Origin of the sequence: Streptomyces lanatus, from assembly GCF_014655715.1 — a bacterium.
GTDB lineage: Bacteria > Actinomycetota > Actinomycetes > Streptomycetales > Streptomycetaceae > Streptomyces > Streptomyces lanatus.
This window is the reverse complement of the sequence record NZ_BNBM01000010.1, coordinates 130,380-144,729: the sequence shown is the minus strand read 5'-3', so window position 1 is coordinate 144,729 and position 14,350 is coordinate 130,380. Positions and strand designations below refer to the sequence as shown.

Annotated in this window: 8 protein-coding genes; 6 read left to right on the top strand and 2 right to left on the bottom strand. The window is 73.5% G+C overall.

The genetic code is table 11. From position 1 onward, the window contains the following. The first annotated feature begins 9 nt into the window (after positions 1–9). Genes IE325_RS25900 through IE325_RS25885 form a run of 4 tightly spaced genes read left to right on the top strand, consistent with a single transcriptional unit; the run spans position 10 to position 10,100 of the window. Complete coding sequence (locus tag IE325_RS25900) at positions 10–3,435, top strand: tubulin-like doman-containing protein (RefSeq protein WP_229912027.1); 3,426 nt, start codon at positions 10–12, stop codon at positions 3,433–3,435. After that, complete coding sequence (locus IE325_RS25895) at positions 3,432–6,041, top strand: hypothetical protein (protein WP_190072454.1); 2,610 nt, start codon at positions 3,432–3,434, stop codon at positions 6,039–6,041. Before IE325_RS25900 ends, IE325_RS25895 begins: the two co-directional genes overlap by 4 nt. Before the next feature lie 52 nt (positions 6,042–6,093). Next, positions 6,094–8,220 (top strand): protein kinase family protein, encoded by a 2,127-nt coding sequence (locus tag IE325_RS25890; RefSeq protein WP_229912025.1) that lies wholly within the window; start codon positions 6,094–6,096, stop codon positions 8,218–8,220. Continuing rightward, positions 8,217–10,100, top strand: coding sequence for a hypothetical protein (locus tag IE325_RS25885; RefSeq protein WP_190072453.1), 1,884 nt, complete (start codon positions 8,217–8,219; stop codon positions 10,098–10,100). The genes IE325_RS25890 and IE325_RS25885 overlap by 4 nt, the downstream gene beginning before the upstream one ends. Here IE325_RS25885 and IE325_RS25880 read toward each other — a convergent pair. Both IE325_RS25880 and IE325_RS25875 read right to left on the bottom strand, forming a co-directional pair. Next, entirely contained in the window at positions 10,093–11,010 is a 918-nt protein-coding gene (locus IE325_RS25880) for a bifunctional helix-turn-helix transcriptional regulator/GNAT family N-acetyltransferase (protein ID WP_190072452.1), read from the bottom strand. The genes IE325_RS25885 and IE325_RS25880 overlap by 8 nt on opposite strands. Before the next feature lie 11 nt (positions 11,011–11,021). Continuing rightward, positions 11,022–12,005 (bottom strand): helix-turn-helix transcriptional regulator, encoded by a 984-nt coding sequence (locus IE325_RS25875; RefSeq protein ID WP_190072451.1) that lies wholly within the window; start codon positions 12,003–12,005, stop codon positions 11,022–11,024. Positions 12,006–12,073: 68 nt separating this feature from the next. On the opposite strand from IE325_RS25875, the gene IE325_RS25870 reads away from it, so the two are divergent. Both IE325_RS25870 and IE325_RS25865 read left to right on the top strand, forming a co-directional pair. Continuing rightward, positions 12,074–12,643: a DinB family protein gene (locus IE325_RS25870; RefSeq protein ID WP_190072450.1), complete on the top strand. Its 570-nt coding sequence runs from the start codon at positions 12,074–12,076 to the stop codon at positions 12,641–12,643. A 176-nt stretch (positions 12,644–12,819) separates the two neighbouring features. Beyond that, on the top strand, positions 12,820–14,346 hold the full coding sequence (locus tag IE325_RS25865; protein WP_190072449.1) for an aldehyde dehydrogenase family protein: 1,527 nt from the start codon (positions 12,820–12,822) through the stop codon (positions 14,344–14,346). Positions 14,347–14,350 lie beyond the last annotated feature (4 nt).

Genomic DNA, 14,350 nt, shown 5'->3' with positions numbered 1-14,350 from the left:
GAGGAACCCATGAAGATCTTCCAGCCGATGCTCTTCGTCGGCCTGGGCGGCACCGGCGGACTGGTCGGTGCCGAGCTGGAACGCAGACTGCGCGCCGAACTGTGCGGCCCGGACGGCATGGCGCTGCACCGGCAGAACGGACAGGCCCCGTTCCAGCTGCCCGACTGTTTGCAGTTCGTGTACGCGGACTACAGCGAGAGCGATCTGCAGCGGCTGCCGCAGTTCAACGTGGACCCGTCGCTGCGGGCGGCGTACGCCCGCACCTCCCGGGCCACCCACAATCTGCTGCCGAACTTCGACGCCTCCCCCGAGGTGACGAAGATGCTGCGGGCGGTGCTGCGCGACGAGGTCGCCGACTGGCTGCCGCCGCGCATCGACGAACCGAAGGTCACCCCGCTGCACACCGGCGCCGGCCAACTGCCCACCGTGGGACGCGCGGCACTGTTCGCCACGCTCCGGCACGGCCTCGCCCCCGTCCTGGAACCGCTGCTCCAGGCGATCGACGCCATCGCCAAGTCGGCCGGTGAGCTGAGCGAGCTGGGCGGCGGCAAGGTCAACGGCTGTGATGTGTTCGTCGCCTTCTCGGTGGCGGGCGGCACCGGCGCCGGGATCTTCCTGGACTACCTCCACCTCATCAACCACGCCTTCCAGCTGCGCCGCTTCGACGGCGTGAAGATCTACCCGCTGGTCGTCATGCCGTCGTCGTTCTCCGCGGCGACCGGCGGCGGACGCGAGGCGGAGCTCAACGCGGCCCGCTCCCTGGTCGACCTGTTCCGGCTGGTCGACACGCAGAACGCGCCCTCCGAGGGCCATGAGATCGGCGACCTCGACCAGGAGCTCGGGCTCGGCGTCCGCTACCCGGGCACCACCCCGATCCGGCTGCGCACCGGCATCCTGCCCACCGCGTTCCTGTTCAGCCCGACCGCCGGCATCCGCCCCGACGACCTGCGCCGCTCCATCGTCTCCCTGGTGATGTCGCTGATCGGCACCGAACTGGGCGACGGCGGCTCCCGGGGCCGGAAGATGGCCGCCGACGACGACTTCCAGACCTTCGCGGCCAGTTTCATCAACCGGGGTGTGCAACGCAGCGCCGTGTCCCCGACCGGCATCGGCCGCCAGGGAGTCTCCACCAGCCTCGTCGCCTCCATGACCGCGCCCATGGACCAACTGGCCGACCTGGTCGCCGGACGGCTGCTGCGGCTCGCGGTCACCGATCTGGTGGAGGCGCCCCGGGTGGCGCTGCGGGACGAGGCGGTGCCGATGATCCGGCAGCTGTTCGCCGACTCCCACCTCGAAGAGCTGTGGGAACGCAGGCAGTTGCCGGTACCCGAGCCCGATCCGCTGCCGCGCGGCGGCCGCAGCATCGAGCAGGCGCTCGGCGAGCGCATCGCCGACATGCAGCGGCTGCTGTCCGATCTGCGGGCCGAGGCCGAGCGCGCGGTCATCGCGATGGCCGACCGGTTCGCGCCGCGTCCCGCCATCGACAAACTGCTCCAGACCGTGGACCCCTTCCTCGCCGAACGCGTCGTCAGGGGCGTCCCCGACAGCGAGGAACCCATCGCCCGGCTCGGCTTCCTCGGCATGCTGGACCATCGTGCCCGCACCCCGCAGCGCCCGCCCGGGGTGACCGAGCTGCCGCCCAGGATCCCGCGCATCAAGGGCCAGTTGGGCGGTCTGGCGCCGGCCCGCTGGGGCGACGACGACGTACAGGCGGCCATCCAGGAGCAGGACGCCTGGTACCAGTGGCGCTGCCGGACGGTGTGGCACGAGGCCTGGCGCGAACAGCAGATGCACTGGCAGCCGCAGGCCGACGCCGCCGGAACCGACCTCGCGCGGCTGGTGGGCGCCTTCCGCCGGCACAGCGACCAGGAGAGCAAGACCGCCCAGCAGAAGGCGCACGAACTGTACGAGGACCGCACCGGAATCTCGTACCTGCTGCCGCCGCAGCGCACCCTCAACCATTTCTACGAGGACGTCGTCAACCGGCTGATCCGCCGCGAGGGCCTGCGCGACAACGACGACGAGGCGGCGCTGCTGCTCAAGCTGGTCGACGGTGACACCTGGCGCGGCGTCCACGCGCAGAGCCGGCGTGACCCGGAGGGCTCGGTCGCCCGGGTCAAGGGCCGGCTGGAGGCCCGTATCACCCGTCTGTTCGCGGAGAGCGGGGCACACCTGGAGGAGCGGCCGCTGCTGCCGTCCATGGGCACGCTGCTGGCCGCCGCGGCGGGCGACGGGGACGCCAAGGACCAGGTCAGCAAGGAGGCCCTCGACCTGTTCAGCCGCAAGCTGACCGGGCTGCTGCCGGTCGGGTTCACGCCGGAGGGCACGGGCCTGCTGCGCGTCCTGGTCACGCACCCCCGGGTGCAGGCCGTGGAGGAGGTGCAGGAATTCCTCGGCAAGACGCTGCGCCTGCCCGCCGACGCGAAGAACTCCGTCGAGTACCGGGGCGTGGAGAGCGACTCCATCACCGTCGTCCTCTTCCGCAGCGAGATGAGCCTCACCCAGGTGCCCGAGGCCCGCAAGGTGCTCCGCCAGTGGGCCCGCGCGAAGGACTCCGAGCAGGCCCAGGACGTACTGCGCTGGCGGCAGCGGCTCGGCTACCGGGACAGCTGGATGGTCAGCGGCGAGGAGGACCGGCGCGTCATCCTGCACCGACTGCTGTGCTGCATGTGGAACGGCCAGGTCGACATCGTGGACGGCGACCCGGCCTCCCCGGACCGCATCCGGCTGCGCCTGCACCCCGAGAAGGGCCCGAACGTGCCCGGCGTACGGCTGCGGCTCGGGGACTTCCCCGGGGGCGTGTCCAGCTGGGCCGAGCTGCTGCGGTCGTACGAACGCTGGACGGTCCTGGACGACGAGCGGATCGTCGAGGACTACTGCCGCGAACTGATGGGCGCCCAGCCGGAGGGCCTCGCCCGCGCCGGCAGCGAACCGCACCCGCTCTTCGTCGACCTCGTCGAGAAGGTCGCCCCACGCCAGCTGGAACTCCTCGCCGAACGCAGGCAACAGGGCGGCGAGCGCGTCGAGGGCTGGGTGCGCCCGCTCTGGGAGTTCTGGGCGGAGACCCTGCCCGCCGCCCTGGACACCGAGTTCGGCGACCAGCGCGCCATCCAGCCGACCCTGCGCACCCTGCTGGAACACATCCGAGGCGGCACCCCCACCGCCCCCCGCACCCGCGACGACTTCAGCCCGCCCCGCCGCCCGGCACCGGACGAGGACGACTGGGGGACGGCACCGGTGACACCGCGGGCGCGCGACGACGCGTACGAGAGGCCGTACGGCGACGAGCGTGGGGGGAGTGCGGCCGGGAGGCGTGAGGACTACGACGACTACGGCTCCGGCGGTCGGCGCGGTGACTACGACGACCACGTCGATCCCGACGCGGACGGCAACGGCGGTCGGCCGCGGGTGCCCTGGGACGGTGACGTGCAGTGAGCAGGGGTGAGTCCTTCGGGACCGTCATTCGGCTGGATCTGCGGGCCGGGGCCGCGGCGTTGCATGATGGGGCCGCTCTGCGGGGGCGGGTCGCGCAGGAGTTGGGGCGGGCCGGGTTGCCGGATCCGGATGATCCGCTGTTTCTCGTGGTCGACACCCCGGCGGGGCTCAACGACCACCAGACGCAGTACGAACTGCTCACCGGTTACCGGGCGGTGGGCGAGGTCAGGGTGCTGGTGCTGCTGGTGGGCAGCGCGCCGGGGGCGTTCGCCGGTGAGGAGGGGGACTTCCAGCCCGACCGCCGGCTGCTGCGGCCGTCCGTGCTGCGGGGCACCGGCACCGGGCTGCTGTGGGCCGGCGATCTGCGGTCCGCCCGCACCGCGCTGGAGCAGCCCGCGCCCGACGACCCGGACGCGCTGGCCGTCCTGGTGGACGTGCTGTCGGTCCCGGACGTCTACCTCAGCGTGCTGGACACCGTCCAGGCGCTGCCCGGGTCCGTCGCCGCGCCCGGCGTGCGGCTGCTGGAGCAGGACCTGCCGGCGGAGGTGCGCGACCGGGCCTGGCGCGACGCGCTCACCCGGTTCGCGGGCGCGGACGACGAGCTGGCGCCGGACGTGGTGCTGACCGCCTCCTCCGGCGCCGATCTGCCGGAGCCGCTGCGCGGGTTGGTGGCGGGCCGGTCCGGCCGGGACCTCGGGCACCGCGAGCCCGGCGGCATCGCCGACGACGCCTACCGTGCCTGCGCGAACGCCCTCGACTACGCCGACGACGCGATGACCGGGCTGCGCACCCTGCCCGGTCTGCTGCGGCCCTCCCGCCGGGAGGCGTTCGAGGCGGAGGTCGAGCAGGCACGCGAGTCGCTCGACGAGTACCGGGACCTCGTCGCCACCGCCCTGCGCAGCGGCGGCGGCACCGCACCGTCCGCCGCCGAGTCGGCGACCCGGCTCGCGGCCCTCGGACTGCGGGTGCCCTCGGCGGAGGGCATGGGGGAGCGGATCGGGGAGGGGCTGCGGGAGTTCGCCCTGAAGCTGTTGGGCCAGGGGCTCGCCCTCCGGTCCGTCGCCCAGCGTTTCACCGGGCTCGCCGGGCGGGTGGAGCCCGTGCCGGGTACGGCGTTGCAGCGCAGACTCGCCCCCTACTCCGCCGAGTCCGTGGCCCGGCAGACGGCGGGCGCGGCGGACGCCGAGGTGCCCGGGCTGCCGGTGACCGGACCGCTGGCGGCGGCCGGGGCGGGGCTGCTGGGCGCGCTCTGGTCGGGCCCGTTCCTCGCCCTCGGGCTGCTCGTGCCGCTGCTGTTCGTCGGCATGGCGGCGCTCGGCGCGGCCCGGCTGCGGGGCGCGGGACGCCCCGGCCGCTGGGCCGTGGCCCCGAGGGTCGCGGCGTTCTGCGGCGCCGCCGTGGGGGCGGGCGTGGGGTATGCGACCGACTCGCCGGTCTGGGCGGGCACGGTCTGTCTGCTGGTCGGCCTGGGGATCGCCGTCGAGACGGTACGCCGGCTGTGGCGGGCGGCGGCCGCGTCCTGGGCGCCGGGCCACACCATCGCCGTACTGCGTCAGGCACTTGAGGGTCTGGACGCCCTGCTGGCCGAGGCGGTGCGTGAGCACTGGGCCGTCGAGGAGCGGCTGTACTGCGCCGACGCCGCCCGTTCCGTCGCCGGCATGCTGCGGGCGACGGCGCACGCGGCGGAGGCGGAGGCCCTGCCCGAGCCCGCGCGGCTCGCGACGCCCGGGGCGGCGGTCGACGCCGAGGACGACTGGCTCTCCAGCGACCCGGACCTGGAGTCCGACGACGGCCACGCCGGGTCCGACGACTCGGAGAGCGACTGGGCGAGCGTGTACGCCTGGGAGGACGGCGACGGCTGGGACGAGCCCGCCGAGGAGAAGGTCCGTGAGCCGGAGCGCGCCGGGAGTGCTTCGGCGAACCGGCCCAAGGCCGTGCCGCGCTGGCTGGAGCGGGAGAACGGTGAGGGCGGGCCCGAGCTGGTCGCCACCCTGTCCGCCGATCTGACGGACGCCGCCCTCGAAGCCATGAAGCACTACTGGGGCGCCGTCGAGCGCGGCCAGGCCGGCGCGCGTGCCGTCCGCCGCACCGAGGAGCGGGTCCACGAGCTGCTGTCCGCGGCCCGGCATCACCTCCAGCACAACGGAGTTCTGGCCCCGCCGCCCTTCGCCGCCCCGCACCGCCTCCGCGCCACCTCGGCGAACCTCCTCGGCACCGACCCTTACGGACTGGCCGAACTGGTCGGGGCGGACGCCGACCGGCAGGCCGTGGTGCAGTTGTCCACACCCGAGCAGGGCACGCTGCTCAGCCGCGACCCGGCGGCCGCGGTGTGGCTCAGGTTCGCGCCCAGGGCCGTACGCGATGAGGTCGAGAAGTCCTGGCGGGCGAGCGGTTCGGTCCACCCGGACGAGGTCCTGTGGACCTCCACGGGCCGCTATGCCGGGCTGGTGCGGCTCACCCCGCTGCGGATGGGCGTGGTCCACACGATCCGGGCCCGGCACGGCTCCGAGTCCGGGTTCGAGGGCGCGGACGCGATCGCGTACGACCGGGCCGACGCCGACGACTGGGCGGCCTCCGACTACCGGGCGGACGGCGACCGCTGGTGATGGGCACCTGCCGTACGGGCTCGCCGCACAAGTACGAACGAAAGGACCGCCGGTGACCAGCACCACGCACTCCCGTCCGCCGGGGCCGGGCGGGCCGGGCCCGGACAAGCTCGCCTTCACCGTGCCGTCGGGGCGGCGGCGCGTCACCCCGGTGCGGTTCGGCCGGGAGTTCCGGCGCGACAAGCTGCTGCCCCAACTGCTGCGCAAGGCCGTGCTCGACGACGAGGGACAGCAGTGCGTCCAGGTCCGGCTGGGCGCCAAGGACGCGGCGAACCCGGCGGCCCGCGCCCTGCTGGACACCGAGGCCGGCACCGCCGTACACCTGAACCAGGTGCTCGGGGACACGGAGTACGCCGCGCTGTTCCCCCGCCTCATCGGCTACGAACTCGACACGGCCGAGCCGTTCCTGCTGTACGACCCGCCGCGCGGCACCGCCGTCTCCCGCATCCATGTGATGGGCGCCGCCGACCAGGAGATCTTCACCCGGGATCTGATGCAGGCCCTGTGCGTGCTCCAGGGGCAGGGCCTGGTGCCGCGCGGCATCTCGCCCGGGACCGTGCTCTGGGACGGTGCCCGGGTCCAGCTGTGGGGTCTTGAGTCGATGACCCGGATCGGCCGGCCGAGGCGCCCCTGGGGCCGGTCCCCCTACTGCCCGCCAGAACAGCGCGGCGGCGAGGGGCTCACCGATCCCCGGGACGCGGTGTGGAGCGCCGCGCAGGTGCTGTACCGGCTGGCGACCGGACGGCCCGGCCCCGCCGACCGGCCGCCCCCGGATCTGGGTGAACACCGCAAGCTGGACCAGACGTTGCGCGACGCCTTCGCCCCGGAAGCGGCCGGTCGGCCCACGCCCGCGCAGGTGCTCGACCTGGTCGCGCCGGGTGCCGCCCGCCGTGTCCGCCTCGCCGTGCCGCCCGACGAGACCCGCCCGCACCACGAGGCCTTCGAGGAGGCGCTGCGGCTCAAACGGCAGGCACCGGCCGGGACCCGGGCCGAGCAGACGGACGGCGGGGTGCTCTGCCCGTACTGCCTGGAGACGATCCAGCTCGACCTCTCCAAGCTGTTCGTCACCGACAGCCGTATGCAGTACAAGTCGCTCGACGTGGGCGGCATCAACAACCCGGTGCGCCGCGCCGACGTCATGCGCGGCGCCGTCCAGCGGTGCACGGCGGACCCGGAGTTCCCCGCGCACCACATCCCGGTGCCCTATCTGACGTACGGCCGCCCGCTGACCGTGGCGATGGTCGGTCAGTCCTCCACCGGCAAGAGCCATCTGCTGACCCAGATGATCGCGGCGATCACCGACGGCGGTCTGGAGCCGTACGGTCTGAAGTGGCAGTCCGTCAATCCCGAGCAGCACGCGCGGTTCGTACGGGACCGGGTGCAGCCGCTGCGGGGCGGCAAGGTCCTCGACCACACGGCGGCGCTGGGCATGGACGACTTCGCGCGTTTCGTGGAGTCGCTGCTGATCACCGACGCACGGGGGCAGGTGCGGCCGGTCGCCTTCTTCGACCTCGGCGGCGAGGACCTGGTGCGGACCGATGCCGCGCTGCGGTTCCTGCTCGGTGTCGACGCCCTGGTGTTCGTCGTCGATCCGGCGCTGGCCCTGCCGCTGCCGCAGCTCGACCACGCCAGGCAGCGCTGGGGCGTGGAGGTGAACCGGGACGGCGACCTCGCCTTCGGCACGGTCCTCGACCGGCTGCCGAAGAACGGCGGCTATCTGGACGTGCCGGCCGCGATGGTGCTCGGCAAGGCCGACCTCCTGCGCTTCCAGCCGCCCGTCGACCGCTGGCTGACCCGGCCGCCGTCCGCCGCCCCGGACCCGGCGCTGACCCGCGAGGAGAGCCGGGACGTGTACGGGCTGCTGCGCCGGCACGCGGGCCAGGCATGGCTGCGGCCCTTCGACGCGATCCGCCGCTGCACCCTGCACATCGCGTCCGCCACCGGCGGCCAGGAGGACCAGGGCCGCTACCCGGCGGGTGCGGGACCCCGAAGGGTCCTGGAGCCGCTGCTGTCGCTGTTCGCCATGCACGGGCTGATCGAAGTGCCGGGCGGCGCCGACGCGTTGGCGCTGGGGGAGGCGCCCGCGCTGGAGGCGGTGCCGTGGAGCGGGGACGAGGAATTCGTCGGGCCGGAAGGGGCCGAGGAGCCCGAGGAAGCCGAGGGAGGGGAAGTCCGGTGAACGACTTCGAGAGCCGGGGACCGGTGCAGCAGGTCGTCTACCGCTGGGACGGCAACCACGGCCGCCAGGGCACCGGCATGAACGCGGTCGCCCACTCCTGCGACGCCGAACGCGCCGAGGAGATCGGCCGGGAGCTGGGCCCGCTGCTGTGGGTGTCGGGCGCGGCGGCCGCCCGCCCGAGCGTCGTGCGCACACTGTCCCGCGACGGCGACGTCCTGCTCGTCCAGCGCTGGCCCACCGTCGACCGGGGCGGGCGGCCCAGCACCGTCAGCCATGTCCTGGTCGGGAACCGGGCCACGCTGAAGGTCCGGCAGTGCCTCGGGCTCGCCGACGGCGGCTGGCGCCGGCAGGAGAAGGCCGAGCAGGCGTCGGGGCGGCTGCCCGAGTTCGACGGCGCGTTCCTCGACGAGCTGGCGTACGACCGGCTGCCCGGCATGCTGGACCGGCTGCCGCAGGTCGAGCACGCGCTGATCCTCGCCACGGCGGAGCTGCTCCGCGATCCGACACAGCGGGTGTCCCTCCTCCTGGAGGACGAGGCCCCGCGCGACTGGCCCGACCGGGACGCGGTGCCGGTGGTCTACCTCGGGCTGTTCCTGCTCTTCGGTGACTGGCTGGGCCAGGAGTGGACCTTCGCCACCTGCGACACCCTCGACACCCATCCGCTGCGGCTGATGGCCGTGCCGCGCTGGGAACCGGACACGGGCGGCTCCGGCCCACTGGCCCGGGTCATGGGCCGCAGGCAGGCCCGCCCCCGGTTCGAGCACCGAGCGGCGGCCCAACTGGTCAAGCACCTCCTCGCCCACCGCAAGGCCCGCCCCGGAGTACCGCAACTGACCGAGGCCCTCCCCGGCGGAGCGACCCTGGACTGGGAGCACCGCCGGGCCCTCCTCCAGCAGACCCTCGGCACGGACCGGACACCTCCGGCGGGGACGCGGCTGCCGGATGCCGGGATCGGCCCGATGGACGCGGGGGTGACTGCCGGGCGGGACGCGGAGCCCGAGCCCGAACCGGCCCGTACGGCGGTGACCTCGGAGCCGTATCCGGCGGCGCATACGGACCCGTACCCGGAGCGCCACGGAAGCCCCCCGCCCCCTCCGCGCCCCCTCTTCGCGCCTCCCCAGCAACAACCCACCCCCGCCCTGCACCAGCACCTCCGTGGTCACCGGCGCGGTGACGTCATGGGGCAGAGCGTTCTGCTGGCGGAGTTGCGCAGACAGCCCGACGAACTGCTGCTGCGGGAGCTGCGGTCGGGTGAACTCCCGGCGGAGGCGCTGGAGTTGCTGCTGGACGAGTTGGGGTCAGCGCACCGGGTCCAGGTGCGTTCGCCGGAGGTGCGGCATGAGTTGTGTGCGGAGGTGTTGCGCAACGACCTGTACTTCACGCCGCACGGACCGGGCGTCGACGGCCGCTCGGGAGCCGACCGTGCCTCGCGTGCGGCACGCCTGTTCACCTGGGCCGTCGCGCCGCTGGCCCGGGACGAGCGTCATCAGCTCCAACTCCAGGAACTGCTGTACCGGATGAGCCGCGACCCCCACCCCACCACCGGCAACTGGCTCCGGCAGAGCATCATCGAGCCGCCGAACGGCCAGGTCCCCGACCTGCCCCCGGTGGTGTGGAGCCGGCTGCTGGCGAACGCGCTGGTGGGGAACGGCAAGCCGACGCAACCCCAGACCACCCAGCCGACGCCTCACAGCACCCCGGCCACTCCCCAGGTCCTGCCGAGGCCCCACACCTCCCCGGCCCCCATGACATCGCCCCCGCCGAGGTCGTTCGCGGCGAGGCTCACCGGCCGGCACGGCGCCGCGGGCTGTCTGCTCGCGGGAGGCCTCGGCTTCTGTGTCGTCGTCATGGGCATCGTGATCGTGTGGTTCGTCAGCTGACGGGGCGGTCCCCCCGGGGCGCCAGCCGCTTCTCGAACCAGTGGCTGGCGTAGACGTTGTCCTCGTACGCCGGGATGGCGGTGTATCCGCAGGCCCGGTACATCGCCTGTGCCTCGGTGAGGACGGCGTGCGTGTCGAGGCGTACGACGGTCAGGTCGCGGGCGAGGGCCTCCTGTTCGAGCGCGGCGAGGAGCCGTCGGGCCAGGCCGAGGCGGCGGGCGGCAGGGTGCACCCAGACATGGCGGATCTCGCCGACGCCGTCCGCCAGGCGCCGCAGCGCGCCACAGCCCACCGGGCGCCCCTCCTCGTACGCGACGAAGAACGCGCCGGCCTCGCCGGACACCTCCCTCGGCCGCACCAGGTCGGCCTTGTCGAACCCCTCGGGGAACCGCTCGTCGATGTCGGCCGCGTAGGCGTCGAGACAGGCGCGGGCGTCCGGTGCGGCGCCGTCGACGAGGTCGACGGTGATGCCCGCGAGGCGCAGCAGGCGGTGCGCGGTGGCCATCGCGCCGGTCAGTTCGGCGCGCTGCGGCTCGCTGAGGCCGTCGAGGACGTCGGACACGACGACGTTCGCCCGCCGGTTCTGCTCCTCGACCTCCGCCCGTCCGGCCGGGGTCAGCCCGATCATGCGCAGCCGGTTGTCCCGCGGGTGCGCGCTCAGCCGGACCAGGCCCTGGGCCTGGAGCGCCTTGGCCATCCGGCTCAGATACCCGGCGTCGAGACCGAGCCGGCTCCTGAGCTCACGCAGGGACGCGCCGTCCCCGACCTCGAACAGCAGCCGTGCCTCACCGAGCGGGCGGTCCTGGCCGAGGTAGTGGTCGTCCAGGACGCCGATACGGCGGGTGAAGTAGCGGTTGAAGCGACGGAAGGCACTGACATGGTCCTGCTGGTCGGTCGATACCTGCTCCATAATCTTTGACTTTAGTCAAAGGTGTCGGGGGAGTCCATGGTTCCGGCCGCCCCTGCCAGCCGTCTCCCCAGCGCCAGCGCGGCGTCCCGCAGCTCCGGTGGTCCGACGATGCGGAACGGTGCCCGGATCGCCGTGAGCCGCTCGGCGTACCAGTCGGGTTCGTCGGTGGTGGCGAGCAGCCGGGTGGTGCGGTCGTCGATCGGTTCGGGGCGGCCGAGGCTGCGGGGGAGCCACTCGGTCACCTGCGAGACGGGCGCGTCGATCACGATCTCCACCTCGTGGCTCCAGCCCTGGGAGAGGTGCTCCTCAAGGGTCTCCAGGGGGCGCAGTCCGTTCGGCGGCTCGAAGGTGTCGGCGAGCACCGCCACCGTCGTGACCCGGTCCACGCGCAGGACCCGGCGTGCGTCGCGGGTGTGCGACCAGCACAGCAGATACCAGCGGCCGTGGTGGACGACGACCGCCCACGGGTCGACCTCCATGGTGCGTTCGCCGCGCGGGCCGAGCCGGTACCCGAGGCGCAGCCTCCGGCGCTCGGCGGCGGCCTGGACGAGGGTGGCCGTGGTGTCGGGGTCGGGGCGCGCGGCGTCGCCGGGTCCGCCGCGGGCGCTGACCCTGCGCACCGCCTCGGCGGGATGGGCGACCGGTTCGGGCAGGGCGCGCAGCAGCTTGCCGAGCGCGCCGCCGACCGGGCCGGACGGGTCGGCCGCGTCGTGATGGCCGTCCAGTACGGCCATGACCAGGCCCAGCGCCTCGGTCGGTGTGAACATCAGCGGCGGCAGGCGCAGCCCCCGGCCGATGCGGTAGCCGCCGTACGGACCCCGGGTGGACTCCACCGGGATGCCGGCCTCGCGCAGGATGCCGACGTAACGGCGGGCGGCCCGCTCGGAGACGCCGAGGCGACCGGCCAGGCGCTCGGCGGTGATGCCGGGGCTGCCCTGGAGCAGCTCCAGGAGCAGGAGGGCGCGGGCGGTGGGGCTCTCGTCGTGCCGCTTCATGGACGCACCGCACCTTCGGCTCCGTATTCCGGAAGCAGATCGACCGGAATGGTTCCTAGTCTGCCGCCATGACTGACGACATCGAAGAGCCGGTCCCCACCGAGCCACCCGTCGCGGGCAGCGAGGTCGACACCCTCGTCGGCTCGCTGGAGCGGCAGCGCAGGATCTTCGCCTGGAAGTGCGAGGGGCTGGACGCGGTGGGCCTGGGCGCGCGGCTCGCGCCGTCCGCGCTCACGCTCGGCGGCCTGCTCAACCATCTGGCCCTCGTCGAGGACGAGTACCTCACCCGGCGGCTGCTCGGGTTTGAGTTGCCGCCGCCGTGGGACGTGGTGGACTGGGATGCCGACCCCGACTGGGAGTGGCGGTCGGTTGCGGGGAACGAGCCGGAGCAGTTGTACGCACAGTGGAAGGAGTCCGTGGCCCGCTCCCGGGCGAATCTGCGGAAGGCGCTGTCCGAGGGAGGTGTGGACCAGCCCGTCCGCCTGACCTGGCCCGATGGCCGGACGCCCAGTGTGCGGCGCGTCCTGATCGACCTCGTGGAGGAGTACGCCCGCCATGCCGGGCAGGCCGACCTGATCCGCGAGTCCATCGACGGCCGGGTGGGCGAGGATCCGCCGGCCGATTTCCGAACCCCCTGATCCCTCCCCGTAGTCGTGACCGTTCCGTCCGGTTTGTTCGCATGTTCAGTGACACAGCCCACTTTCGGCCATGGATCGCGCATGCATCCGCAGGCCGGGGGCAGGCGCACTCGGTCCCCTGGGTGACACACGTGTGACACAGGGGCTCTGAACAGGAACGGAAGGCAACACCGATCATGGCGGAAAGTACGGAACTCAAGGCGCGCGGCACCATCCACGTGGGAGGGGAATGGCGGGCGGCCGTCTCCGGCGCGACGCGTGAAATCCTCGACCCCGCGGACGCGGCGCCGTTCGTCGTGGTCGCCGAGGGTGACGAGAAGGACACCGATCTGGCCGTCGAGGCCGCCCGCCGTGCCTTCGACGGCGGCCAGGGCGAGTGGCCCCGCACCCCCGTCGCCGAGCGCGCCGCCCTGCTGCGCCGTGTCGCCGATCTGCTGGTGCGCGACCGCGAGGAACTCGGCCTGCTGGAGAGCCGCGACGCAGGCAAGACCCTCGAAGAGGGCCGCGTCGACATCGACTGCGTCGCCGACGCCTTCCGCTACTTCGCCGACCTCGTCGCCGCCGAGGCCCCGGGCCGGGTCGTCGATGCCGGGTCGACCGACATCCACAGCGTCGTCGTCCATGAGCCGGTCGGCGTGTGCGCGCTGATCACCCCCTGGAACTACCCCCTCCTCCAGGCCAGTTGGAAGATCGCGCCCGCGCTCGCCGCCGGCAACACCTTCGTCGTCAAGCCCAGCGAGATCACCCCGCTGACGACCATCGCGCTCATCGACCTGCTCGTCGAGGCGGGCCTGCCGGCCGGCGTCGCCAATATCGTCACCGGCCCCGGCCACTCCGTGGGCGCCCGTCTCTCCGAGCACCCCGACGTCGACCTCGTCTCCTTCACCGGCGGTCTGATCAGCGGCACCAAGGTCGCCCAGGCCGCCGCGCCCACCGTGAAGAAGGTCGCCCTCGAACTCGGCGGCAAGAACCCCAACGTCGTCTTCGCCGACGCCTGCGCCACCGACGAGGCCTTCGACACCGCCGTCGACCAGGCCCTCAACGCCGCCTTCATCCACAGCGGGCAGGTCTGCTCGGCGGGCGGCCGCCTGATCATCGAGGAGTCGGTCAGGGACCGTTTCGTCGCCGAACTGTCGCGCCGGGCCTCCCGCATCAGCCTGGGCCGCGGCACCGAGGACGGCGTCGAATGCGGGCCGCTCGTCTCCGAGCAGCAGCGCGCCAAGGTCGAGGCGTACGTCGAGTCCGCGCTCAAGGAGGGCGCGGTGCTGCGCTCCGGCGGCAAGCGCCCCGAGGCCGACCGCACCCGGCCCGCCACCGGCTACTTCTACGAGCCGACGGTCCTCGACCACTGCCACCGCGAGATGCGCGTCGTACGGGAAGAGGTCTTCGGGCCGGTCCTCACCGTCGAGACCTTCCGCACCGAGGACGAGGCGATCGCCCTCGCCAACGACACCGAGTACGGCCTCGCAGGCGCCGTCTGGACCGCCGACGCGGGCCGCGCCCGCCGCGTCGCCGGCCGGCTGCGGCACGGCACCGTCTGGATCAACGACTTCCACCCCTACCTCCCCCAGGCGGAGTGGGGCGGCTTCGGCAAGAGCGGCGTGGGCCGCGAACTCGGGCCCGCCGGCCTCGCCGAATACCGCGAGGCCAAGCACGTCTACCAGAACCTCGCACCGAAGCCGGTGCGCTGGTTCACCGGCTGATCCG

Excerpts from the sequence above, each read along its gene's own strand:
- IE325_RS25880 (WP_190072452.1), bottom strand. The coding sequence starts at position 11,010 with ATGGAGCAGGTATCGACCGACCAGCAGGACCATGTCAGTGCCTTCCGT.
- IE325_RS25865 (WP_190072449.1), top strand. The coding sequence starts at position 12,820 with ATGGCGGAAAGTACGGAACTCAAGGCGCGCGGCACCATCCACGTGGGA.
- IE325_RS25870 (WP_190072450.1), top strand. The coding sequence starts at position 12,074 with ATGACTGACGACATCGAAGAGCCGGTCCCCACCGAGCCACCCGTCGCG.
- IE325_RS25900 (WP_229912027.1), top strand. The coding sequence starts at position 10 with ATGAAGATCTTCCAGCCGATGCTCTTCGTCGGCCTGGGCGGCACCGGC.
- IE325_RS25875 (WP_190072451.1), bottom strand. The coding sequence starts at position 12,005 with ATGAAGCGGCACGACGAGAGCCCCACCGCCCGCGCCCTCCTGCTCCTG.